The sequence below is a fragment of the Vreelandella arctica genome, from assembly GCF_037070215.1.
Taxonomy (GTDB): domain Bacteria; phylum Pseudomonadota; class Gammaproteobacteria; order Pseudomonadales; family Halomonadaceae; genus Vreelandella; species Vreelandella arctica.
The window spans coordinates 33,586-58,108 of the sequence record NZ_JBANSN010000002.1 but is presented as its reverse complement, the minus strand read 5'-3'; the positions used below and the strand labels follow the sequence as shown (position 1 = coordinate 58,108).

At 56.4% G+C, this 24,523-nt stretch carries 20 protein-coding genes and 1 pseudogene; 12 read left to right on the top strand and 9 right to left on the bottom strand.

Features of this window, described 5'->3' with window-relative positions; translation table 11 throughout:
- Nucleotides 1–18 precede the first annotated feature (18 nt).
- Nucleotides 19–1,203, top strand: a complete 1,185-nt coding sequence (locus tag V8L70_RS01800; RefSeq protein ID WP_101145908.1) for an acetate/propionate family kinase — start codon at nt 19–21, stop codon at nt 1,201–1,203.
- Nucleotides 1,200–3,383: a phosphate acetyltransferase gene (gene pta / locus V8L70_RS01795; RefSeq protein WP_295712527.1), complete on the top strand. Its 2,184-nt coding sequence runs from the start codon at nt 1,200–1,202 to the stop codon at nt 3,381–3,383. The genes V8L70_RS01800 and pta overlap by 4 nt, the downstream gene beginning before the upstream one ends.
- 86 nt (nt 3,384–3,469) lie before the next feature.
- Here pta and cyoE read toward each other — a convergent pair whose 3' ends face one another.
- The 6 genes from cyoE to V8L70_RS01765 form a co-directional block, all read right to left on the bottom strand.
- Nucleotides 3,470–4,393, bottom strand: a complete 924-nt coding sequence (gene cyoE / locus V8L70_RS01790) for a heme o synthase (RefSeq protein ID WP_336268651.1) — start codon at nt 4,391–4,393, stop codon at nt 3,470–3,472.
- A complete protein-coding gene (gene cyoD / locus V8L70_RS01785) occupies nt 4,351–4,680 on the bottom strand; it encodes a cytochrome o ubiquinol oxidase subunit IV (protein WP_336268650.1) in 330 nt (109 codons plus the stop codon). The genes cyoE and cyoD overlap by 43 nt, the downstream gene beginning before the upstream one ends.
- Nucleotide 4,681: 1 nt before the next feature.
- Nucleotides 4,682–5,293: a cytochrome o ubiquinol oxidase subunit III gene (cyoC, locus tag V8L70_RS01780; RefSeq protein WP_295712520.1), complete on the bottom strand. Its 612-nt coding sequence runs from the start codon at nt 5,291–5,293 to the stop codon at nt 4,682–4,684.
- Nucleotides 5,293–7,335, bottom strand: coding sequence for a cytochrome o ubiquinol oxidase subunit I (gene cyoB, locus V8L70_RS01775; protein WP_336268648.1), 2,043 nt, complete (start codon nt 7,333–7,335; stop codon nt 5,293–5,295). The genes cyoC and cyoB overlap by 1 nt, the downstream gene beginning before the upstream one ends.
- 3 nt (nt 7,336–7,338) lie before the next feature.
- Complete coding sequence (cyoA, locus tag V8L70_RS01770; RefSeq protein WP_336268644.1) at nt 7,339–8,364, bottom strand: ubiquinol oxidase subunit II; 1,026 nt, start codon at nt 8,362–8,364, stop codon at nt 7,339–7,341.
- Nucleotides 8,365–8,722: 358 nt separating this feature from the next.
- Entirely contained in the window at nt 8,723–9,499 is a 777-nt protein-coding gene (locus V8L70_RS01765) for a DeoR/GlpR family DNA-binding transcription regulator (protein WP_336268642.1), read from the bottom strand.
- A gap of 378 nt (nt 9,500–9,877) precedes the next feature.
- On the opposite strand from V8L70_RS01765, the pseudogene V8L70_RS01760 reads away from it, so the two are divergent.
- From V8L70_RS01760 to V8L70_RS01725, 8 genes and pseudogenes are all read left to right on the top strand, one after another.
- A pseudogene (locus tag V8L70_RS01760) lies at nt 9,878–10,723 on the top strand (outer membrane protein OmpK).
- A gap of 36 nt (nt 10,724–10,759) precedes the next feature.
- The gene (locus V8L70_RS01755; RefSeq protein WP_336268640.1) at nt 10,760–12,043 is read left to right on the top strand and encodes a NupC/NupG family nucleoside CNT transporter; all 1,284 of its coding nucleotides are present in this window, start codon (nt 10,760–10,762) and stop codon (nt 12,041–12,043) included.
- Between the two features lie 110 nt (nt 12,044–12,153).
- Nucleotides 12,154–12,951 carry a deoxyribose-phosphate aldolase gene (gene deoC / locus V8L70_RS01750; protein ID WP_336268638.1) on the top strand — a complete coding sequence of 266 codons (798 nt, stop codon included), beginning with the start codon at nt 12,154–12,156 and terminating at the stop codon, nt 12,949–12,951.
- The gene (gene deoA, locus V8L70_RS01745) at nt 12,951–14,306 is read left to right on the top strand and encodes a thymidine phosphorylase (RefSeq protein WP_336268636.1); all 1,356 of its coding nucleotides are present in this window, start codon (nt 12,951–12,953) and stop codon (nt 14,304–14,306) included. Before deoC ends, deoA begins: the two co-directional genes overlap by 1 nt.
- Complete coding sequence (locus V8L70_RS01740; protein ID WP_336268635.1) at nt 14,303–15,562, top strand: phosphopentomutase; 1,260 nt, start codon at nt 14,303–14,305, stop codon at nt 15,560–15,562. Before deoA ends, V8L70_RS01740 begins: the two co-directional genes overlap by 4 nt.
- A 29-nt stretch (nt 15,563–15,591) precedes the next feature.
- Entirely contained in the window at nt 15,592–16,317 is a 726-nt protein-coding gene (gene deoD / locus V8L70_RS01735) for a purine-nucleoside phosphorylase (protein ID WP_336268634.1), read from the top strand.
- 12 nt (nt 16,318–16,329) lie between these two features.
- Nucleotides 16,330–16,749, top strand: coding sequence for a cytidine deaminase (gene cdd, locus V8L70_RS01730; RefSeq protein WP_336268633.1), 420 nt, complete (start codon nt 16,330–16,332; stop codon nt 16,747–16,749).
- A 134-nt stretch (nt 16,750–16,883) separates the two neighbouring features.
- Nucleotides 16,884–18,008 carry an aminotransferase class V-fold PLP-dependent enzyme gene (locus V8L70_RS01725; protein ID WP_179915735.1) on the top strand — a complete coding sequence of 375 codons (1,125 nt, stop codon included), beginning with the start codon at nt 16,884–16,886 and terminating at the stop codon, nt 18,006–18,008.
- Between the two features lie 58 nt (nt 18,009–18,066).
- On the opposite strand, the gene V8L70_RS01720 is transcribed toward V8L70_RS01725, so the two are convergent.
- Nucleotides 18,067–18,756 (bottom strand): CBS domain-containing protein, encoded by a 690-nt coding sequence (locus V8L70_RS01720; RefSeq protein ID WP_035559297.1) that lies wholly within the window; start codon nt 18,754–18,756, stop codon nt 18,067–18,069.
- A gap of 227 nt (nt 18,757–18,983) precedes the next feature.
- Complete coding sequence (locus tag V8L70_RS01715; RefSeq protein ID WP_336268632.1) at nt 18,984–20,432, bottom strand: hypothetical protein; 1,449 nt, start codon at nt 20,430–20,432, stop codon at nt 18,984–18,986.
- Between the two features lie 106 nt (nt 20,433–20,538).
- Between V8L70_RS01715 and V8L70_RS01710 the strand changes: the two genes are divergently transcribed.
- The gene (locus V8L70_RS01710) at nt 20,539–21,567 is read left to right on the top strand and encodes a J domain-containing protein (protein ID WP_336268631.1); all 1,029 of its coding nucleotides are present in this window, start codon (nt 20,539–20,541) and stop codon (nt 21,565–21,567) included.
- 39 nt (nt 21,568–21,606) lie between these two features.
- The gene (locus V8L70_RS01705; protein ID WP_336268630.1) at nt 21,607–22,038 is read left to right on the top strand and encodes a hypothetical protein; all 432 of its coding nucleotides are present in this window, start codon (nt 21,607–21,609) and stop codon (nt 22,036–22,038) included.
- On the opposite strand, the gene V8L70_RS01700 is transcribed toward V8L70_RS01705, so the two are convergent.
- A complete protein-coding gene (locus V8L70_RS01700) occupies nt 21,955–24,459 on the bottom strand; it encodes a mechanosensitive ion channel family protein (protein ID WP_336268629.1) in 2,505 nt (834 codons plus the stop codon). The two genes, V8L70_RS01705 and V8L70_RS01700, sit on opposite strands and share 84 nt — an antisense overlap.
- Between the last annotated feature and the right edge of the window lie 64 nt (nt 24,460–24,523).

The following is a 24,523-nucleotide window of genomic DNA, read 5'->3' as shown; positions in this document are numbered from 1 at the left end:
CCTAGTGGAAAGGTTTTTATGAACGCACCGGTGCTGGTCATTAACTGCGGCTCTTCTTCTATCAAATACGCGCTGATTGATGCTGATCCTCAGGCACCGCGACTTGAGGGCATAGCAGAGCGCCTAGGTAGCGAGGAGGCGCGTTTAAAAGGCAAAAACAGCGCAGGGGAACGTTTTAATCAGCCACTTCCAGGCGCTGACCATACCCAAGCACTGAATGCCATACTTGAGCGCATGGAGGGTCGCCTGCCAGCGGCGGTGGGCCATCGCATCGTGCATGGTGGTGAGCACTTCACCCAAGCCGCCCTTATTGACGACAATGTTATCGCGGCTATCCAAACCACCGCAGCGCTTGCCCCACTGCACAACCCAGCGAATTTAGCGGGTATTGCGGCGACCCGAAATGTCTTTCCTGAGTTGCCCCAGGTGGCAGTGTTTGATACCGCTTTCCACCAAACCATGCCGCCGCGAGCGTACCGTTACGCCCTACCTGAAAGCCTCTATGCTGAGCATGGCATTCGCCGCTATGGCTTTCATGGCACCAGCCACGCTTACGTTAGCCAGCGCGCAGGCGAGTTGAGCGGCCGCGATGCAGGCGGCTGGCTGACCGCCCACCTTGGCAATGGCTGCTCCACCAGCGCGGTTTGGAACAATCAAAGCCAGGATACCAGCATGGGCCTGACGCCACTGGAAGGCTTGGTGATGGGCACCCGCAGTGGCGACGTTGACCCCGGCCTGCACGCCCATCTGCACCGCCAACTGGGCTGGTCGTTAGACAAAATTGACAACGTGCTCAATAAAGAGAGCGGCCTACTGGGACTGTCAGGCTTGACCAACGATATGCGCGAAGTTGAAGAGGCTGCTGAACAGGGGCACACCGCTGCGCAGTTGGCGGTGGAAGTATTCTGCTACCGGATTGCTAAATCGCTGGCGGCGCTCTCCTGCGCACTGCCCCAGCTTGATGGGATTATTTTCACCGGTGGCATCGGTGAGAACTCGCCTATTGTGCGTCGCCGTGTGCTGTCGCTTATGCCCCACTTTGGCTTTGCCTTGGATAACGACGCGAACGAAGCGACTATCCGTGGCAAAGAGGGCAAGTTGGATAGCGCTGGTCACCAAGGCCCCCAGGTGTGGGTGATTCCTACCGATGAAGAGGGGCGTATTGCCATGGAAACTCGTCACTGCTTGGAGTCAAATGCATGACGCTTCCCCCCGAACAGCCACAAGCTATTCTACTAGTGCCCACCAGCCAGGGCGTCGGGCTTACTTCGGCCTGCCTGGGGTTGATTCAAGCGCTGGATACCATCGGCCTCAAAGCCGGTTTTTTAAAGCCGTTTATGCAGAACGAGCTGAACGGCCCAGGTTTGGATCGCTCAACCGCGTTGGTTTCCCGGGCACTTAACCAGCGCCCGCCGTCGCCGATTTCCCAGGCACGCCTGGAGCGTTTGCTGCGCGACGACCAAACCGATGAGCTAATGGAGAACGCCGTCGAACTCTATGAGCAAGTCGTTCAGCAGGCCCACCGCGATGGCAGCACCCTAGACTTAGTCGTGGTAGAGGGCGTAGTACCCACCCAGCACACTACCTACGCCACCCAAACTAACGCACAGCTCGCCAACGCGCTTAATGCGCGAATTATTCTCGTCGGCACCGGTGATTTAAACGAGCCCCAGGCGCTGGCCGAACAGCTTGATATGTACGCCCGCAGCTTTGGTGGGGTTAGCTCCAGCCGCACCCTGGGCGGCATTTTGATGCGCATGAAGAACCTGCCCTACGCCCAGGAAGACGATCTTTCTGCCGCGCCGGGCACCTTCAAACCGCAGTTGGAAGAGTCGGTGCTGGCTGAGCTACGTCAATACTCCCCTGCCCTGGCAACCGATAAATTCCACCTGATTGGCGTGGTGCCTTACAGCAAAACGCTTAGCGCCCCGCGCACCCTGGATGTGGCCCGCGCGCTTAACGCCAAGCTGCTCAACGAAGGCGAGGCGGCCAGCCGCCGGGTACTCTCCACCAGCCTCTGCGCCCGCAGTGCGGCCAACGCGCTGCATATTTTTACCCCTGGTAGCCTGGTAGTGGCCTCCGGCGACCGTGACGATGTGGTTCTGGCCTCGGCGCTCGCGACCATGAACGGCATTCAGCTAGCGGGCGTACTGTTGACCAACGGCTTTATGCCTAACGACAACATGATCGAGATGTGCCGCCCAGCGCTCAAAACGGGTCTGCCGGTATTGGCGGTAGAGACTGACAGCCTGACCACGGCCCAGAACTTGAGCCAGTTAAGCAGCGAAATCCCCATGGACGATTTCGAGCGCGCTGAACAGGTGGCCCGTTATGTGGCGGCTCATATCGATCTTGAGTGGCTGAAATCCCGCCTAAGCCGCGGTTATACCCGTCGCCTGTCGCCGTCGGCGTTTCGCCACCAGTTGGTTAAACTTGCCCAGGCGGCTAAAAAGCGCGTAGTACTGCCGGAAGGGGATGAGCCACGCACCGTCGAAGCGGCCATCATCTGCCAGCGCCGCGGCATTGCCGACTGCGTACTGCTGGGCAAGCGTGACGATATTGAAAGCGTTGCTCGCAACCGCGGACTTACTCTGCCCGAAGAGTTAACGATTATTGACCCCGAAAGCAGCCGCGCACGCTATATTGCCCCGATGGTCGAGCGCCGTCGTGGCAAGCTCAACGAGCTAACCGCCGAAGCGCAGTTACAAGACAACGTGGTGCTCGGCACCATGATGCTGCAGCTGGATGAAGTCGATGGGCTGGTTTCTGGCGCCCTCCATACCACCGCCAATACCGTGCGGCCAGCGTTTCAGCTGATTAAAACCGCGCCAGAGTATAACCAAGTCTCGTCGATCTTCTTTATGCTGCTGCCCGAACAGGTGGTGGTCTACGGCGACTGCGCAGTGAACCCCGACCCCGATGCTGAAACCCTGGCCGAAATCGCCCTGCAAAGCGCCCGCTCCGCTGAAGCCTTCGGTATCGAGCCACGCGTCGCCATGATCAGCTACTCCACCGGCGACTCCGGCACCGGTGCGGATGTGGATAAAGTCCGCGAAGCCACTCGCATTGCTAAAGAGCGCGCGCCGCACCTGGCCATCGACGGCCCGCTTCAGTACGACGCCGCTGCAATCGAGAGCGTGGGCAAACAGAAAGCCCCCGACTCGCCGGTCGCGGGTAAAGCAACCGTGTTTGTATTCCCCGACCTCAACACCGGCAATACTACTTACAAAGCAGTGCAGCGTAGCGCCCGCGTCATCAGCGTTGGCCCCATGCTGCAAGGCTTAAACAAGCCGGTGAATGATCTTTCCCGCGGCGCACTGGTCGACGATATCGTTTACACCATTGCGCTAACCGCAATTCAGGCCAGCCAGCGGGAAAGCTGAGTAACAGAAACGCTTCCGCCCATAAAAACGCCCCGAGCAGATAACTGCTCGGGGCCTTTTATTAACGACTTAACACTGTGTGAGGCCTAGACCCACATCGGCACCATCGCCTCCAGCACCATGACCAAACTCATCGCGGTGATGGTAAGGATAGAGACGCCAAACACTTTCTTGGCCCAGCGGACATCGTCGTCTAAACGATAGCCGCGCAGTGCCAAGTAGAGCCAGTAGCCGCCCATGGTCAGCGCCACGCAGAGATATCCGGCTCCTGCTTGGCTGGCCAATCCCAGCGCCAGCGAGGCAGGAATAAACGCCACGATATAGCCCAGAATATGGTGCTTGGCCATTTTCACCCCGCGCACCACCGGCAACACCGGGATCGAGGCGCGGCGATAATCGGCGTAGCGGAAGATCGCGATGGCATAAGAGTGCGGCATCTGCCACAGGCAAAAAATCACCAGTAGCATGATAGCGCCACTGTCGAACTGCCCCGTCACGGCGCAGTACCCCACCACCGGCGGCATGGCACCCGAAAGGCTGCCGACCAAGGTGCCGTATTCGGAGCGGCGCTTCATGTAAAGGCTATAAAGACCCACATACACGCCCCAGCCAATCACTGCCAACGCCACGGTTAATCCGTTGGTTCCCAGCGCCAGGCACACCACCCCCGACACACCCAGCAGCGCCGAAACGCCCAGCGCTTGGGTGATGGAAATGCTGCCTCTGACCAGGGGGCGATGGCGCGTACGCGCCATCAATGCATCAATATCCCGGTCAATGACGTTGTTACACGCACAGCCCGACGCAATGATTAATGCAATCCCCACCATGACCGCGATAAAGCTGAGCCACTCGAACTGCCCCTGGGCGGCCAGGAAATAGCCGCCTAGCGTAGCAATCAGGTTGCCCCCGATAATGCCCGGCTTGGTCAGCTCAAGCAGATCCCGCCAGCGGCTAGGTGCTGAAATCAGCCGATCATCATGTTGAGATGCAGATGCTGCATGATCCACAGCGAGCCTCCTACCACTAAGACGAGAATCGTCAGTGTGAAGACGAAGGACATCAGATTCCAGCCCTCGTCGGCTTTGGTATTCATATGCATGAACATAACCAGCTGTACCAATATCTGCAATACCGCAGTCACGGCCACCACGATGACAGTCGTGAGAACACTAAGCGTGCCACTCATCACCACCCCAAAGGGGATAATGGTCAGTATCAGCGACAATACCAGTCCTGTCACATACGACTTTACGCTGCCATGGTTATTAGTGGGGTTAGTCGGAGAATGACTCATCTCACAGCACTCCCATCAGGTAGACGAAGGAGAAGACACAGATCCAGACGATATCCAGGAAGTGCCAGAACAGACTGAGGCACAGAATCCTTGGCCGGGTCATGTCGTTCAAGCCTTTGGTTGAGAGCTGGATCAGCATGACCAAAATCCAGATCAAACCAAAGGTAACGTGCAAGCCGTGGGTGCCCACCAGGGTAAAGAACGATGAAAGAAACGCGCTCTTATCTGGGCCGTAGCCTTCATGAATCAGGTGCTGGAATTCGTAAATTTCCATGCCCACGAACGCCGCGCCCAGCACGAACGTAATACCCAGCCATGCTTTCACCTGACCCAGGCGTTCGGCATTCATCGCCAGCACGCCCATGCCAAAGGTAAAACTACTGAACAACAGCAGGAATGTCTCGACCAGTACAAACGGCAGTTCAAAGATCTCCGCCGCGGTGGGCCCACCGGCTGTGCCTTTCATCAGCACGGCGTAGGTAGCGAAGAGTGACCCGAAGATCACCAAATCGCTCATTAAGTAGACCCAAAAACCAAACAGCTTGGTTTCTGTGGCATCGTGATGCTCATGATGCACGACCGATCCTTCGTGATGTAACGTATCCGTTGCCATTACGCATTCACCTCCACGTAGCGTTGCTTACCGTCGCGTCCTTCCACCTCGGCAGACGACTTGTAAGGGTCGGAGTTTTTAACGCGTTGCTGGTGCGCGCGCTCGATGCGCTCTACTTCTTCAGCGGAGACGTAGTAGTCGATATCGTCGTTAAACACCCGTGCCATAAAGCTGACAAAGACACCGATAGCGCCTACCCCGGCCAGCCACCAGATGTGCCATACCAAGGCAAAACCGATGATCAGCGCAAAGAAGCTGATGACAGGGCCAGCAACGGTGTTACGCGGCATATGAATATCAGTGTAAGGCGCTTCTTCCAGCTCTTCGTTACTGCGCTCTTTCTGCGACCAGAAGCTGTCGATGTCGCCCACTTCCGGCAATCGCGCGAAGTTGTAAAACGGCGCGGGTGAAGAGGTTGACCACTCCAAGGTACGGCCATCCCACGGGTCACCGGTCACATCAGCGTTCAGCTTGCGGTCGCGGATGCTCACCCAGAACTGAATCACGGTGCAGGCGATACCCATCATGATGATCACCGCGCCTACCCAGGCCAGAATCATCCACGGCTGCCATTCAGGGTTCGCGTAAGACTGCATGCGGCGTACGGCACCAAAGAAGGCCAGCACGTAAAGCGGCATAAAGGCGACATAGAAGCCAATGAACCAGCACCAGAATGAACGCTTGCCCCATTTCTCGCTCAGCGTGAAGCCAAACGCTTTGGGGAACCAGAAGGTCAGGCCCGCCATCATGCCGAACACCACGCCGCCGATAATGACGTTGTGGAAGTGAGCGATAACAAACAGGCTGTTATGCAGCACGAAGTTGGCAGCTGGCACGGCCAGCATCACACCGGTCATACCGCCCAGCGTAAAGGTGATAATAAAGCCCAGTGTCCAGAGTACCGGCGACGTCAGTTCCAAACTGCCGCGGAACATCGTGAACAGCCAGTTGAAGACTTTCACCCCGGTGGGAATGGCGATGATCATCGTCATAATGCCAAAGAAGGCATTAACGTTGGCGCCCGCCCCCATGGTAAAGAAGTGGTGCAACCAAACAATAAATGACAGCAGGGTAATCGCGATGGTCGCCCATACCATGGTCATGTAACCAAATAGACGCTTACGGGCAAAGGTCGAGATGACTTCCGAGAACACGCCGAAGGCGGGCAGAATCAGGATATAAACTTCCGGATGACCCCACGCCCAAATGAGATTGACGTACATCATCATGTTGCCGCCAAAATCATTGGTGAAGAAGTGCATACCGAAATAGCGGTCCAGCGTCAGCAGCGCGATGGTCGCGGTCAAAATCGGGAACGAGGCAATGATCAACACGTTGGCGCACAGCGATGTCCAGGTGAAGATAGGCATGCGGAACATGGTCATGCCTTTGGTGCGCATCTTCAGAATTGTCACGAAGAAGTTGATACCGGTGAGCGTCGTACCTATCCCGGATATTTGTAAGGCCCATATCCAGTAATCGACCCCCACCCCGGGACTGAACTCGATCCCCGATAAGGGCGCGTAAGCTAGCCAGCCGGTTTTGGCGAACTCCCCCACCACCAGCGAGATATTGACCAAGATCGCGGCTACGGCAAACAGCCAAAAACTTAAGTTATTCAGGAAAGGGAAGGCGACGTCGCGGGCGCCAATTTGCAGCGGCACCACCAGGTTCATCAGGCCGATGACCATGGGCATGGCGACAAAGAAGATCATAATAACGCCGTGGGCGGTAAAGATCTGGTCGTAGTGTTCAGGGGGCAAATAGCCCGCTGCATCCCCGGCGGCCATAGCCAACTGGGTACGCATCATTATCGCATCCGAGAAGCCACGCAGCAGCATGACCAGGGCAACGATGAAATACATAATGCCGAGCTTTTTATGGTCAACGGAGGTAAACCACTCGTTCCACAGCCAGCCCCATTTACGGTAGTAAGTTATCAAACCAAACAGTGCGATCCCGCCAATGGCCATAAAGGCTGCGACGACCATGATGATCGGCTCATGATAGGGAATTGACTCTAAACTGAGTTTTCCAAACACGGCTTAACCTCCCGCTTCTACGCTAGAGGAGTGACTGCGCATGGCATGATCCTGACTAGCATGGTTGTTGGTGACATGACCTGATTCGGCCGCGTGATCGGTAGCGTGAGCGCTTTCACCATCGTGCGAGTCAGCATGATCGCCGCTCAGCTGGTGGTCGCCGCCCATAGAGTGTTCACCGCCGGTGTGGAAGCTTTTCAAAATGCTTTCATACAGCGACGGCGAAACGGCCGAGAAGTACTCCACCGGATTCGATTCGCTGGGTTCAGCCAACGCTTCATAACCTTCGGGGTAGGTCAGCGTTTGTGGGGCGCCGCGCACCGTTTCCACCCAGGCATCAAAATCGGCGGGCGTGGTCACCTTGGCGTCAAAGGTCATGCCAGAGAAGCCTGCGCCACTGTAGTTGGTGGAACGACCAGGGTAGGTACCCGTTTCATTGGCGATAAGATGAACATCGTTATCCATGCCCGCCATGGCATAAATCTGGCTGCCAAGATGGGGGATAAAGAAGGCATTCATCACCGAACCGGAGCTCACCCGAAAACGCACTGGGGTATCCACCGGGAAGGCGACTTCATTAACGCTGGCCACGCCCTGCTCGGGGTAGATAAACAGCCACTTCCAATCCAGCGCTACGGCCTGTATTTCGATCGGCGCCACATCGCTTTCCAACGGCTTGTGAGGGTCAAGGCTATGGGAGGTTTTCCAGGTCAACAGGGCGAGCACGGCGATAATCGCGCAGGGTACGATCCACACCACTGCCTCGATCACATTGGAGTGCGCCCAGTCGGGCATGTAATTAGCCACGCTATTACTGCGCCGGTAGCGCCAGCCAAACAGCAGCGTCATGACAATAACAGGAATAACCACAATCAACATGAGGCCAAAGGCGGTCAGAATCAGCGTGCGCTGCTCAGCGCCAACCTGGCCTTTTGGGTCTAGCAGCGCTGAACTACAGCCTGCTAGAAACAGACACAGCGCAAGGAGCACCAAGGTGCCTCGCCTGCGCCAAAGAGAGCGTCGTTGCATGGTGTGATCTCGTCCAGGTTTTAAAAGTAAGGTTTTAAAAACAACAGGTTGATTAGAAACTAGCCAGCCACGCCATTTATATAAATAGCAGGCTAACTACCACCCCATACTCTTCCCAAAACATGCTCGTAAGCACACAGCTAAAAACGTTGCTAAAAACAATGCGTATCGCAGTGAGCGTCATTGCTCCGGGAAAAATATGCGTCGCCGGATGGGAATTGGCGACGAGCCAAGCTGGCCCAATCACGAAAGATTAGATCAACTAAGACTAAAGTATTTTCTATTGATCGAGATCATGAAAGAAGTGGCGCATTGCCGCACCCAAGGTATTGACTACCATCAACAACGCCCCACTCTCTTAGGCTACCGTCACTTTTGGCACATCACTTCCATGGCCATCTAATAGTTGCGGTGCGCCCTCTTCGTCGGTGACCACCACATCAAAATCGTCCAGTGCGGCGAAATAGGCAGGCCGAACCACACCGAACTTGCTGGCATCTACCACCAACAGCCGCTGTATGGCGGTGGCAATGGCAGCCTGTTTAGGGGCCACTTCGTGAAAGTGAAAGCAACTTACTCCGCGCTCTAAATCCACCCCTGCAGCGGAGATCAGCGCTTTATTAATGCCTAGCCGTTCGACAGCGGCGGCCATATTATCGCTGCCAAAGGATTGAGAGGCGGCATAAAACAGCCCGCCTAATAGTACCAAGCGAACATTGGGGAGCGCGGCGACAGCGTTGGCAACGTTAAGCGCATAGGTGACTACCGTTAGCTCATGAAAATGGCTTAACTGGCTCAGCAACGGCATCAGCGTTGAGCCGCAATCAATAAACAGCGTATCGCCCTCTTCTATATAGGCTAACGCACGCTGGCAGAGCCGATGCTTGGCTTGATAGTGGCTGGCCTGCTGTTCATTCAAGTCATAAATAGGGGTTACGCCTGGGTAATTTGCCATCACTAACCGCCCCCCCAGCAGGCTAATAGTGGTCTTCTGGGTACTCAGATCGCGGCGGATAGTCATTTCTGAAACATCGCACAACTCTGCGGCATCGCGCAGGTGCAGAGTGCCGCCACTGGCAAGCGCTTCCTGAAGTTTGGCAAGGCGCAGCGCGCTTCGGCCATTGGTAGTGGGCATCTCCTTGCAAACCCCTCTTGTTGTGTGAAGCTAAACGTAAATATCGTGTCGATGTCTTGGCGATGCTGCCTTCATAAATAGTCAGCGTTCATTTCTATGCTGCGTGAGCAACGGCGGAATTTCCACTGCTATATCATCATGCAATGTCTCTATGGCCATGTCTCCACGGCTATCACAACCCTTGAACCATCCAGTCTCTGCCTGATTCCCGTGAGAGCTATATGACATTTAAATAGCGTTGATGTGACAATACTTGCAAATCAACGTTAGAAAAATAACACTGAATGTTATAATTTTAACATTAACGCCAGCCCGCACGACTATAACCTCGGATAGCCACACCCAAATGGCTCCGCGACAACCCTTGTTGAGGCTCTCATGACTGCTCGTACACACTCTCGCACCCCTTCGTCTAAGACCGCGCTTGGCGCTGGCGTATTAGGGGCAATGCTGACTACGCCGCTAATGGCAGACGAGGCTGCTCAGCCGCATCCCCTTGATCGGCTATGGTCATTCGCCAACGTTTCAGTTAACTACCTGGATTGGTCAAACGGCACCGAGGCGCGCACCGCGTCCAACGCGGCGAAGAGCGACTTTATGTTTCTCGAAATTGAAGGCGGCGCTGGCTTTAGCTGGGGCGAGTTTTACGGTTTCTTTGATTTCGAGAACCCCACCAACGATCAATTCGATGCGTCGAGCGGCGGTCAAGATAACTTCCGTACCGCGGGCAAAATAACCTCGCACATCTATCTGGGCGATAGCCCGTTGTCGATCTATGCCCACCTTTACGACTTCCGTGATTACGGTTTTGAAAGCCGCGAGCAGGATCAGATTCTAGGCTTGGGCTACCGTACTACCTTCGATAACGGCCTATGGTTCAAACCGTTTATCGGTGCTGCGCGGGTGCAAAGCAACAGCTACAGCGGGATGAACGGCTTTATGGCTGGTTGGGTCGCGGGTTATGATTTTGCCGCGCTCGACCAGAACTTCAGCGTGACTAACTGGCACGAGCAGACCTTTGGCCGTGACGATGAGTACCTGGAACAGAACTATGTGGGCGAAAAAGCAGGCAGTGTGGGCACCAACGGAGCACTGAGCCTGTGGTGACATCCAAGCGACTTGATCACCACCGGTATTCAGTACCGCTACTCTGACAATAAATTGGGCACGCCCAATAATTATCAGAATGCGATGATCTACTCCGTCAAGCTCAACTTACTATAAGCGCGGCACGTTCGCGCAGACTCGAAGGATCCCCTTATGACACTCCTTATGAGCTTGGTGGGTATGGTCACCCTGGTGGCCATTGCCCTGATTTTCTCTTACGACCGTAAGTCTATTCGGCTACGTACAGTGCTGGGCGCCTTTGCGATTCAAGCGGGCATTGGGGCATTTGTCCTTTATGTGCCTTTCGGTCAGGCGGTGCTGCAAGCCATCTCTTCTGGCGTTAGCCAAATTTTGGTGTACGCCAACGATGGTATCGGCTTTCTGTTTGGTGGTTTAGCGGACGTAGAAAACGTCGGCTTTGTGTTTGCCATCAAGGTTCTGCCGGTCATTATCTTCTTCTCTTCTCTCATCGCCGTGCTGTACTACATCGGCATTATGCAGTGGGTAATCCGCATCCTGGGTGGCGCTCTGCAAAAAGCCCTGGGCACTTCACGTACCGAATCGCTCTCCGCGACCGCGAATATCTTCGTTGGCCAAACTGAAGCACCGCTAGTGGTGCGTCCGTTTATCGCCCGCATGACGCCTTCACAGCTGTTTGCCGTTATGTGTGGCGGCTTGGCGTCAGTGGCGGGTTCGGTGTTGGCGGGTTATGCAGCGCTGGGTATTCCCATGGAGTACCTGGTAGCGGCTTCCTTTATGGCGGCGCCGGGCGGGCTGTTGTTTGCCAAGCTGATCATGCCGGAAACTCAAGATGTGTCCGATAGCGACAGCGTTTCCAAGGTAGAAGAAGAGATTGAAGCCCAGGAAGATAAGCCCGCCAACGTGTTGGATGCGGCGGCCTCCGGCGCTACATCGGGTTTGATGCTGGCTGCCAATGTGGGCGCGATGCTGCTCGCGTTCATTGGTTTGATCGCGTTGATCAATGGCATGCTCGGCGGCGTTGGTGGCTGGGTGGGCTTTGAATCGCTGAGCCTGGAGCTAATCTTGGGCTGGCTGTTCGCCCCGCTGGCGTTCCTTTTAGGTGTACCCTGGGAAGAAGCTACCCTGGCCGGCTCGTTCATCGGTCAAAAACTGGTGGTCAACGAATTTGTCGCCTATATCAATCTAGCGCCCTACATTGATGGGGAACAGGTGGTGGCGGCGACGGGTCAGATGATGACACCGCACACCATGGCGATTCTCTCTTTCGCACTGTGTGGCTTTGCTAACCTCTCCTCCATTGCGATTTTGCTGGGTGGCCTGGGCAGCATTGCACCGACGCGCCGTAAAGAGATTGCTCGCTTTGGTGTTAAAGCCGTCTTGGCCGGTACACTATCCAACTTAATGTCGGCCTCTATTGCTGGCTTCTTCATCGCGCTGAGTGGCGCGTCTGCATAGCGCTTGCCACTGCTTGCATGATGAGCGCAATGACGGCTACTTAACGCATCGGGCGCTGCGGTTTTATCCGCAGTGCCCGTTTTTATCTTTTACTGATTTGTGAGAACTCCATGACTGCGACAGCCTCCCCCCATATTGTCCAAGCCGCCCGCCAAGCACTTACCCTCATGGATCTGACGAGCCTGAACGATAGCGACACTGACAGCACCATTGAAGCACTTTGTCAGCAAGTAAAAACGCCCTTTGGCACGCCTGCGGCAGTGTGTGTCTTTCCCCAGTTTATTGTCACGGCCCAGCGTGCATTGACCGCTCACACCCTTAACGACCAAGTGAAGATCGCCACGGTCACCAATTTCCCCGACGGCGGCGACGACATCATGGGTGCTGCCCGTGAAACGCGCGATGCGGTTGCCTCTGGTGCCCATGAAGTCGATGTCGTCTTCCCCTACCGCACCCTGATGGCGGGCGATGAAGAGACTGGCCTCGAGCTCGTTGAGATGTGCAAAGCCGCCTGCGCCGGCCAAGCACTGCTCAAAGTGATCATTGAGTCCGGCGAACTCAAAGACCCTGCGCTGATCAAACGCGCCAGCGAACTCGCCATTGAAGGCGGCGCGGATTTCATTAAAACGTCGACCGGTAAAGTGCCCGTCAACGCAACGCTGGAAGCCGCCGAGATCATGCTCAAAGCCATCAAGGCCAGTGGCAAAGACGTTGGCTTTAAAGCAGCCGGTGGCGTTAAAACCGCCGAAGACGCAGCGGAATACTTGGCCCTTGCTAACGAGATCATGGGCCCGGGCTGGGTGACGCCTGCACACTTCCGTTTTGGTGCATCCAGCCTGCTGGGCAATCTGCTTGATACGTTGACCGGCAGCACCAGCGCGGCACCCCAAGGCCAAGGAGGTTACTAATGTCTGCCAATGCAACCCAACACGCCTTGCTGCCCCAGGAGCTGATTCGCCTTAAGCGAGATAACCAGCCGCTGCCTGCGGAAGAGATCAAAGCGTTTGTACAGGGCATTGCCGATGATCGCATTAGCGACGCACAAATTGGCGCTTTCACCATGGCGGTGTTTCTTAACGGCATGAGCCGTGAAGAAGTCGTGGCGCTGACTACCGCCACCCGCGACTCCGGTCACGTGATGCAGTGGAGCGACCTAAACCTGCCCGGCCCGATTGTCGATAAACACTCCACCGGCGGCGTGGGTGACTTGGTCTCGCTGGTGCTCGGCCCCTGGGTCGCCGCCTGCGGCGCTTTTGTCCCAATGATTTCTGGTCGTGGCCTGGGCCACACCGGTGGCACCCTGGATAAGCTCGAATCGATCCCCGGCTATGACCCCTACCCCGCACCAGAGCGCTTCCGCGAGGTGGTGAAATCCACTGGCGTAGCGATTATCGGCCAAACGGGTGATTTGGCACCTGCCGACAAGCGCATCTACGGTGTGCGTGACGTGACCGCCACCGTAGAATCGATTCCGCTGATTACCGCTTCTATCTTGGGCAAAAAGCTAGCCTCTGGCCTGGATGCGCTGGTGATGGACGTTAAAGTCGGCAGCGGCGCCTTTATGCCCACGCCGGAAAAATCCCGCGAGTTGGGCAAAAGCATCGCCAACGTGGCCACCCAAGCGGGCACGCCCACGACTGCCCTGCTTACCGATATGAGCCAGCCGCTAGCGCCCTGCGCCGGTAACGCCGTTGAAATCGTCGAGACGCTGGCCTTGCTGCGCGGTGACCGCCCCAATAGCCGCGTGATGCAAGTTACCCGTGAATTGGCAGTCGAGATGCTGATCGCCGGTAAGCTCGCGGGTTCCCGTGAAGACGCACTGGCTCAGCTCGAGAAGGCACTGACTTCCGGCGCCGCTGCTGAAGTGTTCGCCCGCATGGTGCGCGAACTCGGCGGCCCCAGCGACTTTATGGAGCGCTCAGATCACTACCTGGCCAAAGCCGACGTTATTAAACCCGTGTATGCCGAAAAACCAGGTGTCGTCCAGCGTATCGATACCCGTGCGGTGGGCATGAGCGTGGTGGAACTGGGCGGTGGCCGCTTGCGTAACGACGCCAGCGTCGATCACAGCGTCGGCTTTACGGCTATCGTCGAAATCGGTGAGAGCGTGGATAGCCAGCGCCCCATTGCCATGGTACACGCCCGCAGTGAAGCCGCCGCCGAACGCGCCGCCGAGCAGCTCCGTGCGGCGTTTACGATTGGCGAAGGTACCGCCAGTGCCGACACCCTGCTGCAAGACACCTTCCGTGGAGAAGCCTTATGAGCCGCGCGATTGTATTAGTACTTGATTCGTTTGGGATTGGCGCTGCCCCGGATGCCGCGACCTTCGGCGATGAAGGTTCCGACACCTTGGGTCATATCGCCGCCGCCTGCGCCCGTGGCGAGGCGGATAACGCCAACCGCTCAGGCCCGCTCAAGCTGCCCAACATGGCCAAGCTGGGGCTATTTCACGCCCACCGCGATGCCACGGGAAGCATTGCCGAAGGCATCACACTGCCGGAAAACCTGGAAGGCGCGTACGCCCATGCCAAAGAAATTTCCAGCGGCAAAGATACCCCTTCCGGCCACTGGGAAATTGCCGGCGTTCCGGTACGCTTCGAGTGGGGCTACTTTCTGGATAAAACCGACAGTTTCCCCCTTGAGCTGCTCGACGCCATCGTGCAAGAAGCCGACCTCACCGGGGTGATTGGCAACTGCCACGCTTCGGGCACCGAGATCATCGCCCGTCTGGGTGAAGAGCACATCGCTACTGGCAAACCCATCGTTTATACCTCGGCGGATTCGGTGTTCCAGATTGCTGCCCACGAAGAGCATTTCGGCCTTGAACGGCTTTATAAGCTGTGCGAAACCGTCCGTGAGCTGCTGGAGCCTTATAACATTGGCCGCGTCATTGCGCGTCCGTTTATTGGCGACGACAGCAACACCTTCGCCCGCACCGGCAACCGTCGCGACTACAGCGTTGAGCCGCCCTCTCCCACCGTGCTGCAAAAGCTTGATGATGCCGGCGGCGAAGTGGTCTCGATTGGTAAAATCGCCGATATCTACGCCCACTGCGGCATTACCCACAAGGTAAAAGCCAGTGGTCACGATGCACTGATGGACGCCACGCTTAAAGAGATTGAGCGCACCAGCCAGCGCGGCTTTGACAAGAAAAATCAGGGCGAGCGTGTGATGATCATGACCAACTTTGTCGATTTTGACTCGGTCTATGGTCACCGCCGCGACGTGCCGGGCTATGCCGCCGCGCTGGAAGATTTCGACGCCAAGCTGCCTAAGCTGCTGGCTGCGCTAAGCGAAGATGACCTGCTGATTCTCACCGCCGACCACGGCTGCGACCCCAGCTGGCACGGCACCGAGCACACCCGCGAGTACATCCCTATTCTGGTACACGGCCCCGGCTTTACCCCCGGTCCGCTGGGCGAGCGCGGCACCTTTGCCGATATTGGCCAAACCCTGGCCGACTTTTTCCTGCTACCGGCCATGGCCGATGGCAAAAGCTTTCTACCCGACGCCGCTTAAAGGCTAGCGCTGTTTAAAGGAGAACTTTGATGGCTACCCCGCATATTAACGCTGCCCCCGGTGATTTCGCCGATACCGTCCTGATGCCCGGCGACCCGCTGCGCGCCAAATACATCGCCGACACTTACCTTGAGAATGTTCGCCAGGTGAACGATGTACGCAATATGTTCGGCTACACCGGCACCTATAAAGGCCGCGAAATTTCCGTGATGGGACACGGCATGGGCATTCCGTCGGTCTCCATCTACGCCAAAGAGCTGATCACCGACTACGGCGTTAAATCGCTGATTCGCGTAGGCTCCTGCGGCGCGGTGCGCGACGACGTTAACGTCCGCGATGTGGTCATCGGCATGGGCGCCAGCACCGACTCCAAAGTCAATCGCATGCGCTTTAACGACCATGACTTCGCCGCGATTGCTGACTTTGAGCTCACCCAGCACGCTGTGGCTGCCGCCAAGGCCAAGGGCGTGCCGGTCAAAGTGGGCAACATCTTCTCAGCGGACTTGTTCTACAACCCGCAAACCGAAATGGCTGAAATGCTCAAGCGCTACGGCATTGTCGGCGTTGAGATGGAAGCCGCTGGCCTTTATGGCGTTGCCGCTGAGTTTGGCGCCCGCGCCATGACCATCTGCACCGTGTCGGATCACATCCTGAAAGGTGACTCGCTCTCAAGCAAAGACCGTCAAACCACCTTTGACGACATGATGCTGATTGCTTTGGACACCGTGTTACGCGACGATGCAGCCCGCGCTTAAGAGGAAGTTGTGATGAGTCAGCAAACGGATGAAGTATCAGAAGAGATCGTTCAAACGTTGTTAAGCGCCCGGGCTAACGCCTATGTGCCCTACTCCGCGCACCCTGTGGCCTCTGTGATGGTAACCCCTGACGGTCATCAGTTTGCGGGCACCAACGTGGAAGTGGCTCACTACAAAGGCCTGTGCGCTGAAGCCTCGGCCATTTCCGCCATGGTAACTGCCGGGCAGCGCCAATTGGCCACTGTCTACGTGATGGGCCCTGGCGATCACCTCTGCACGCCCTGCGGCGACTGCCGTCAGCGGATTCGTGAGTTCGCGACCCCAGAGACACAAATCAAGGTTCTTTCCGGCAGTGGCGAATTGATGAAAACCTACACCATGGAAACGCTGCTGCCCGACGCCTTTGGGCCAGAGCAGTTGCCGCCACGCTAAGTCAGCCCGCTTGGCTTTCAAAACCAGCCCCACTCGGGCTGGTTTTGTGCATATATTGCTCGTACTCTTAGCAGCCACTGTATATTTTTGATGAAGTGTGCCGATGAGAGCACTGTATTTATTTGGAGAACGCCATGGCTGGTTTACTGCCCAACGTCGACCCTGACGGCTTGCTTGAGTACTCAGTGGTCTACACGGACCGCTCGCTGAACCATATGTCGCAGCAATTTCAAGGTGTGATGCGCGATATATCGGCCACGCTGAAAGAGGTCTACAACGCTCACTCGGCCATCATCGTTCCCGGCAGCGGCACCTTTGGTATGGAAGCCGTCGCGCGGCAGTTTGCCGTTGATCAGAAAACATTGGTCATCCGCAACGGTTGGTTTAGCTACCGCTGGACGCAAATTATCGAGATGGGCCGTTTAACCGACCAGCACACGGTGCTTAAGGCGCTACGCCTGAATGCCGATGACTCGCATTCGCCTTTCCAGCCGGTTCCCATTGATGAGGCCGTGGCGCAAATTCGTAGCGAAAAACCTGCCGTGGTGTTCGCCCCGCAAGTCGAAACCTCCGCTGGTTTGCTGCTTCCAGATAACTATATTCAAGCGCTCGCCAAGGCCACTCGCGAGGTAGGCGGCCTGTTTGTGTTAGACGCCATTGCCGCTGGCACCCTGTGGGTGGATATGCAGGCACTGGGCATTGATGTGGTGGTAAGTGCGCCGCAAAAAGGCTGGAGCGGTTCGCCCTGCTGCGCCATGGTCATGCTCTCAGAGCGCGCCACGCAGCGCTTGAGTGACACCCAGAGCAACAGCTTTGCCTGCGACCTGGGCAAGTGGCACAGCATCATGCAAGCCTATGAGAACGGCGGGCACGCCTACCACGCCACGATGCCTACCGATGCGCTGCGGCAGTTGCGGGATATCATGCAGGAGACCCGCTCTTACGGCTTTGCCAAGGTGAAAGAGGAGCAGCAAGCGATTGGCCGTGAAGTCCGTGCCATGCTTAAGCGCCACGGTTTTGTGAGCGTGGCTGCGGAAGGCTTTGAAGCACCGGGTGTGGTGGTGTGCTATAGCGACGATAGCGGCTTAGTGGGCAAACTTGCCCAAGCGGGCGTGCAAGTAGCGGGCGGTGTGCCGTTAATGTGCGATGAAGGCGATAACTTCCAAACCTTCCGCATAGGCCTGTTTGGCCTAGATAAGCTGCACCACACAGAGCGCAGCGTGAACAGCTTAGAGCAGGCGATTAAAGCAGTGGTTTAAGAGCGTGTTTAAGAGAGTAAGGAAGGAAAAGCCCGCTATTAAAATAGCGGGCTGAAGGTCACATATACCCCACGCCCCGCGGCATCATCCCTAGATGGTTTTCGACGCGAGTTACCCCAGCCACATTTTCTGCTGCGACCGTCACCGCCTGCTTCTGCTCAAGCGACTCGACTAGCCCCCAGACCTCTACAGCACCGCCATCCACAATCACGCTAATGCCTTCGACTTGTACGCCGGTATTATTCTCAACCTCTTTGAGAATAGCCTCACGAATTTGTCGATCGTCCGAGGGTGACTGAGTCGGCGCTACCGCCGCATTGGCAATTCCTTGCAGCAGATTAGCGCGGCTGACGATCCCCACCAACTTACCTTCACGCACGACGGGTACACGTTTGATGTGGTGCTTTTCCAGCATTCGCGCAATGGTATGCAGTGGCGTGTTCTCTTCCACGGTCAGTGGATCTGGCGTCATCACTTCGTGGGCTTTACGACCATGCGTCTTGACATAGTCGCCAGCATCCTTGCCGCCCGTAAATAGCGATAACCACCATGAGTGACCGTGGTCACTGTCATCTTTTACCCGGCGCATCAAATCGCCTTCACTGACAATGCCGATCACCCGGTGATCGCCATCGACGACAGGCACAGCGCTGATACGGTGTTTAAGCAGCAGTTGCGCAATGTCACGCACTTCCGTATCGGGTCCCACACTCACCACTTTGGGTGTCATGATATCAATAGCTTGCATGGCTCTTCTCCTGGCGCCTAGTCCCCTTTAAATCAGCCTTACGCAACTCGCCCTTGGACTTAAATCTGACACGTTGAGGCTGGTTCGTTCAGACTGATTCGTTAAGGCTAAGCCGCAGTGGCAGTTCGCCCTGCCTTCTCTTTGAGCCTAGTTCGCTACTGGAAATTTGCCTATGCCGGCTGGCTATCTAAAAGAACGCATTGAGACTAATTTGATCTAGCGCAGCTTTATGCCTGCTTACCGGTTGGTTTGTTCGCCGCTGTGGCACTACTCTCTTCCACTTTCTCCACATCAACAATGCCTGAGCGACTTACCACGACTTTCCAGCGGGCAAGGTAGGGCGTGTCTTCACTGCCCGTTTCACGAATCACCAGATTAAACAGGTGGCGGCGTTCGACGCTTTCACGCACTGCTTGGCCATCTTTAAGCCGATAGATGTGGTGCTTCCCTTTACTCATTAGCCGCGTGAGCATGGAAATATCCAAATTCAGTGTTTCGCGCGTATGCTCATAGCCGCTTAAAAAGCGCGTGGGTGACATACGTGAACTTGAGCGGTAGTGCAGCACTACCTCTTCCCGCTGGGCCACCTTGCGACGGCGCAATTGTTGGATGTCATCACTCAGCGAAGCGAAGCGCTTGTAGTCAAACCACTCCAGCTGGCGACCCACCACGGCATTTCGCGTGGGGTCTAGATACTGGCGACGCCACTTAGGGCGGCCTTTGCGCAGCAAGCGCCAAAGGGTATTGCGCAAATCATCCTTAAAAACTTCACGCATGGCGTAGAGCAGCGCCATGGCTAACACGAATAGCGCAGAAAGATCCCCTAACGCGCTACGTAACTGCAGCACACCTAACGTCACAAACCCCATTACCACCGCCGTGGCCAGGGCTTTGACCGCTTTCTGCTCGCCGCCGCCAAGCTCCAATGCCTCTTGTTTCAGCGTAATCGGATGTTCAATCAAACGCCGCAGTAAGCGCATTTTGTTCGACATGCGCGTCGGGTCCGCCATTACTCGTTCGGCGTTGTATTGCTGTTCGCGGCGATGTTCGCCCTCCCGGTGGCACACGCTGATAAAGCGTCGACGAATCTCAGTAAACTCACCACCACGGGGCATATGCGCCACTAACGCCAGTAACTGCTGTTCGGTAAACCAGGAGAGGTAATTATCAATATTGGCGAAGTATTTTTTGAAGCTTTCATCATCCGGCTGATTGCGCCGCAGGCGCTTGAGGATTCCGTCACTCAAGTCGATCATTTCATGCAGTTGGTCACGTAAGGCAACCGCACTTTCTTGCTCCTCGCTGGTCTCTTCCCGCTGTTGTTGGCGGGTATGACGTAACTTATTGGCGCTGACTAACATCGCTTGCGTGGTGCGCTCCATCGCTTCCACGTATTGGTAGGCGTAGAGGCTCAAACTCAGCCGGTACGAGTCACTCCCCAGGCGGTTACGACTGGCCAACCGGCTGTGCACCAGCGGCAGCAGGTATTCGTCACTGTAGTAAGTGCGCGATACATGAATGGCGGCATGATAAAAAGCCTCCTCTGAGATAAGCTGAGTACTTAACCCCAGCTCGCCAGGCACAAAAAGATAGACGTCGAGGTTATGCGACGTCTCTTCCTTGAGCCGACGAGTAAGACGCAGCTGAAAGCTGTTTTTACGCTCAACGTTGATCAACCCACCAATCTCCTACTCCTTTGCCTAACGTGATGATATACCATGGCTAAAATAATCATGGCGCTGCACAAGACCACTGCCGCCTTTTCATCTGTGGAGCTAGGAAATGTCCATTGCCCGTTTTTCACCCTTTGAGCTGCTGTTATTAAAGAGCCGCAGCCAAGTGGATACGGCAACCCTGCTGTTGTTGGCTTGGGTGCTGGTGCACCGCCAACACGTTTCTGAAGGCCAGCGCCGTCGTCGCCTGGCCCAGGTAACCGCACAGTTTCGCCACGGGCATGAGCTGGGCCCGGTCATGAGTATTGCGCATAGCCAAGACTTGCAAGCGATCCAGTTAGCCGCCGAGGTTGTGCGCAAAGAGTGCGGTAAAGAGCGCAGCCTAAGCGTTATTCACCAAGCGATTACGGTTGCCACCGATGATGGCGAGCTGTCGCTTGCCAACCACTATATTTTACGCTTTTTTGCGGACTTACTAAGCGTTGCCCCCAACACCTTAAACACCCTGTTTAAGGAACTGACGGGCACACCGCTGGCCAGCCCTGAAGACCCTAGTCGTGATACTTATTGGCAAACCCACGACCCAGATTACCATGCCCGCAAAGCACGCGATGCCGCAGCGGCCGAGCAGCAGCAACAACAGGCCAATGCACGAGCAGAACAGCAGCAGAGAGAGAAAGAACAACGTCATCATCAGAAGCAGCAAAAACAGCAAGAAAAGCAACAAGAGAAGCAGCGGCGCCAAGAGGAAGCCCGCCAGGCGCGGGAACAAGCACAGCAGCGTCAGCAGGAACAGGAGCGCCAACGCCAGCGCGAGCAAGCTGAACGGGAACAACAACGCTCACGACAGCAAGACTCTCAACAGCAACGCAGCTCTTACCAGGAGGAGCGACGCAATAACCACTCACGCCAGCAGCGCGCTTCACCACCGCCTCCCGATCGCACCACACGGGCGCTTTCCATTCTGGGACTTAACCCCGGCGCTACCCGCATAGAGGTTCGGCATGCTTATCGGCGTATGGCACAATTACACCACCCAGACCGCTACTATTCAGAAAGCGAACAACAGGTAGCATTGGCCTCGGCACGCTTTCAACGTATCAAAAACGCCTATGATTATTTGATGCAAACTTACTGAGACCATGCAACGCCAGCCTAAGAGAAACCATAGCCACCTATGCGCGATTTGTACCAGCGCCTCGCGATCCCCCCCGAGGCTAATGAACAAGCGATCCAACATGCCGTGGCGAGTTGCCAGCATAGCGCGCTGCGCCAAGATGCCGAGGCGGTATTTAGCGTTGCGGAGCGCCGCGAGGCCTACGATACGCTGCACGACACCGTGAGCGATATTGGCAAGTTACGCGCACGCCTGGGGCTCAGCCACGGCGCCCACTGGCAAGGCGATGTGGCTAATGACTTTTCGCTGCCTCCCGATCATGCGATCTCGCGTCACGACGAACTGGTGGACCGCGTTAGCCACGCGGTCTCTTTGTATAACCGTTGGCGCCGCTTACGCGGGCCGTGGTTACTCATCGCCGTGTTCGCCGCCGGTGCTGGCATAGGTATCGGCCTGGGGCTTGCCTTGTGCTGGGGACTTTTGCCGGTGTGAGGCGGCGCGATTAGGCGTTTCATCGTACTTGCGCGCCTGCTCATCGCGCCGTATTTCTGCCTTGGTCGGGCGGGGTGCCGGCTTCGGTGGTGCGGGTTTCTTATGATCGTCTGTGTCTGTTTCGCTTTCTTGCTCAGTATCTGACTCACCCTGGTCACTTTCTGGTGCGTCATTGTCCAGCGAAAACGACGTGCCCGCGGTCGCCTCCATACGGTCTTCTGAGCGCGATTCCATGCTGATGCTGAGACGCGGCACACCCAGGTCGATCTCTTGAGCTTCCATGCGCTGTTTGAGCAGCAGATTAAAGGCCCGCGAAACATCCCACTGCATTTCTGGCGCGGTGCGAAAACGCATACGCAGGATGGGGCAGCCATCTTCAAACCCCTGAACCCCCTGCATCTCCAGTGGTGACCAGATGTAGTGACGCATCATCGGGTCACGGCGCAGCTCCTGCGCGGTTTCCTGCATCAGCGTAATGGCATCGTCGATTTTCATATCAAACGGAATACGGATACGCATCAGCGCAATGCCGAACTGCCGAGACATATTATGAATCGACTCAATGCGGCTAAAGGTGATGATATGCACGATCCCGTCCAGGTCACGAAGGCGAACCGTGCGCAGCGTCAGCCCCTCGACCGTGCCCATGTGGTTATTGATCTGCACAAAGTCATCTACCGCCAGGGAATCTTCGATCAAAATAAAGATGCCGGTGATTAGATCCTGCACTAATGTTTGGGCACCAAAACCAATCGCCAGACCAATCACACCAGCACCGGCTAACAGCGGTGTCACGTTGACACCCAGGTTCGCCAACCCGGCGATGACGGCAATAATCAAGATAGTCACGAAGATGACGTTGCGAATCATCGGCGTGATGGTTTGCGCCCGGGCTTGATTGACTCGCCGCCCGCGTGAACGCGCTGACGAGGTAAGCGCCCGCTGAATGGCGGTATCGGCAAAAATCCACACCAGCCACGCCAACAGCACCGTGGCGCCAAGACTGACCAGCGCTTGCCCAATGCGGGCGCTAGCGACTGCTTGCTGGCCCAGGCCAAAGAATGAACTGCCCCATACTTGCATTGAGAGCTCGGCAAACACCATCCATGCAAAGATATGGGCGAGAACAAAGCCGAAACGCTCTAAGCGTTTGCGGTATTGGCTCTGACGATGACGGTGACGGCGCCTGCCCATCCGCTCCGCTTGGCGGCGCAGCAGCCCGGTCACGACCAGCGTAAGCACCAGCAGGCTGGCAGAGATAATTGAGCGCGCCAGCGCAGTGCCGACATCGCCAACGGTAATAAAAATCGCCAGCAGCGAACCACTCACCAGGAGTAACGCGGGAATGTGCCATAGCCCGCCCAGCGAGCGGATCATCTCAACCGCAGTGCTGGCGTCACGGCGTTGTTTGAACGGTCGGTTGCAAATCAAATGACGCACTGGGCGTTTGAATTTAAGAATAAACCGCGCTGAAAGCAGCGCCGCCAGCATATTGGAAAGCACCGAGAGCAGGCTCGATAGTTCGCTGCCCAACAGCTCGACCAAGCGGGTGGAATTAGCCGCATCGCCAAGCGCAATCAAAGCGCCAATCACAAACATACCGCGCAGGGCATGCTGCTGAAGCAGTTGAACCGCCGTAAACCGGTGGCCGCGGCTAAAGAAAGCGATGACCGTTTCAAACACCACCGACAGCGCCCGCCCGCATAGGCAGATATACGCCACCACGAGCACCAGCGTCCGCCCAGGGCTATCAGGTAATACTTGGCCAATGCCGAGCGTAATCGCAAACGCCAACGCCCAGGGCAGCATACGGCGCAAGAAGTGCACCGCCATTAGCCAGGCTTTGGGGTCCCGTGGAAGATCCAGCGGCCACTCTCGGCGGGTAGCGACCATGCGCCCAAAAGCAATCATTACCACCAGTAGTCCGATCCAAACCAGGGCCAGGACAGCTCCTTCAGCAACCGCACGAATGGCTTCGCCTTGGTCGGCATCATCGTTTAGAGCGCGTAAATCGTCCGCCCCCTGAACCAGCTGGCGCGCCCATTGGTCAACCGGCGAGTCGCCTGCCTGCGCCTGGTCGCCAAGGTCGCTTAGCGTATCGGCCAGGGCCCCCAGCAGCCCTTGGCGCACCACGCCCTCGTCTTCGGTGGCAGCATCTGCGGTTACCTGCAGCTCGCGCAGCGACGTGAGCAGCTCAGTGCGCTGCTCCTCGTTTTCAAGCATGGTGATGACGTCAGTTAACGAGGCCTGGAACTCTTCGCCGCTGACCTCAACTTCCTGCTCCTCAGAGCCACCGCCCAAACCGGGTATTGACACCACTTGCGCCTGGGCCTGCGTGATTGCCATGCTCGTCAGTAGTAGGCTTGCCAATACAAACAAGACAACGCCTATTACCGCGCTAATTAACCAGTGCTGTCGCACGCCTTACTCCTGAATATTAATCTGAATGGCGTCCTGCTTACCGTTTTACCGCCGCTTTAGTTTA

Coding starts and splice junctions, on each gene's coding strand:
- V8L70_RS01800 (WP_101145908.1), top strand. CDS start 19: ATGAACGCACCGGTGCTGGTCATTAACTGCGGCTCTTCTTCTATCAAA.
- pta (WP_295712527.1), top strand. CDS start 1,200: ATGACGCTTCCCCCCGAACAGCCACAAGCTATTCTACTAGTGCCCACC.
- cyoD (WP_336268650.1), bottom strand. CDS start 4,680: ATGAGTCATTCTCCGACTAACCCCACTAATAACCATGGCAGCGTAAAG.
- cyoC (WP_295712520.1), bottom strand. CDS start 5,293: ATGGCAACGGATACGTTACATCACGAAGGATCGGTCGTGCATCATGAG.
- cyoA (WP_336268644.1), bottom strand. CDS start 8,364: ATGCAACGACGCTCTCTTTGGCGCAGGCGAGGCACCTTGGTGCTCCTT.
- V8L70_RS01765 (WP_336268642.1), bottom strand. CDS start 9,499: ATGCCCACTACCAATGGCCGAAGCGCGCTGCGCCTTGCCAAACTTCAG.
- V8L70_RS01755 (WP_336268640.1), top strand. CDS start 10,760: ATGACACTCCTTATGAGCTTGGTGGGTATGGTCACCCTGGTGGCCATT.
- deoC (WP_336268638.1), top strand. CDS start 12,154: ATGACTGCGACAGCCTCCCCCCATATTGTCCAAGCCGCCCGCCAAGCA.
- deoA (WP_336268636.1), top strand. CDS start 12,951: ATGTCTGCCAATGCAACCCAACACGCCTTGCTGCCCCAGGAGCTGATT.
- V8L70_RS01740 (WP_336268635.1), top strand. CDS start 14,303: ATGAGCCGCGCGATTGTATTAGTACTTGATTCGTTTGGGATTGGCGCT.
- deoD (WP_336268634.1), top strand. CDS start 15,592: ATGGCTACCCCGCATATTAACGCTGCCCCCGGTGATTTCGCCGATACC.
- cdd (WP_336268633.1), top strand. CDS start 16,330: ATGAGTCAGCAAACGGATGAAGTATCAGAAGAGATCGTTCAAACGTTG.
- V8L70_RS01725 (WP_179915735.1), top strand. CDS start 16,884: ATGGCTGGTTTACTGCCCAACGTCGACCCTGACGGCTTGCTTGAGTAC.
- V8L70_RS01720 (WP_035559297.1), bottom strand. CDS start 18,756: ATGCAAGCTATTGATATCATGACACCCAAAGTGGTGAGTGTGGGACCC.
- V8L70_RS01710 (WP_336268631.1), top strand. CDS start 20,539: ATGTCCATTGCCCGTTTTTCACCCTTTGAGCTGCTGTTATTAAAGAGC.
- V8L70_RS01705 (WP_336268630.1), top strand. CDS start 21,607: ATGCGCGATTTGTACCAGCGCCTCGCGATCCCCCCCGAGGCTAATGAA.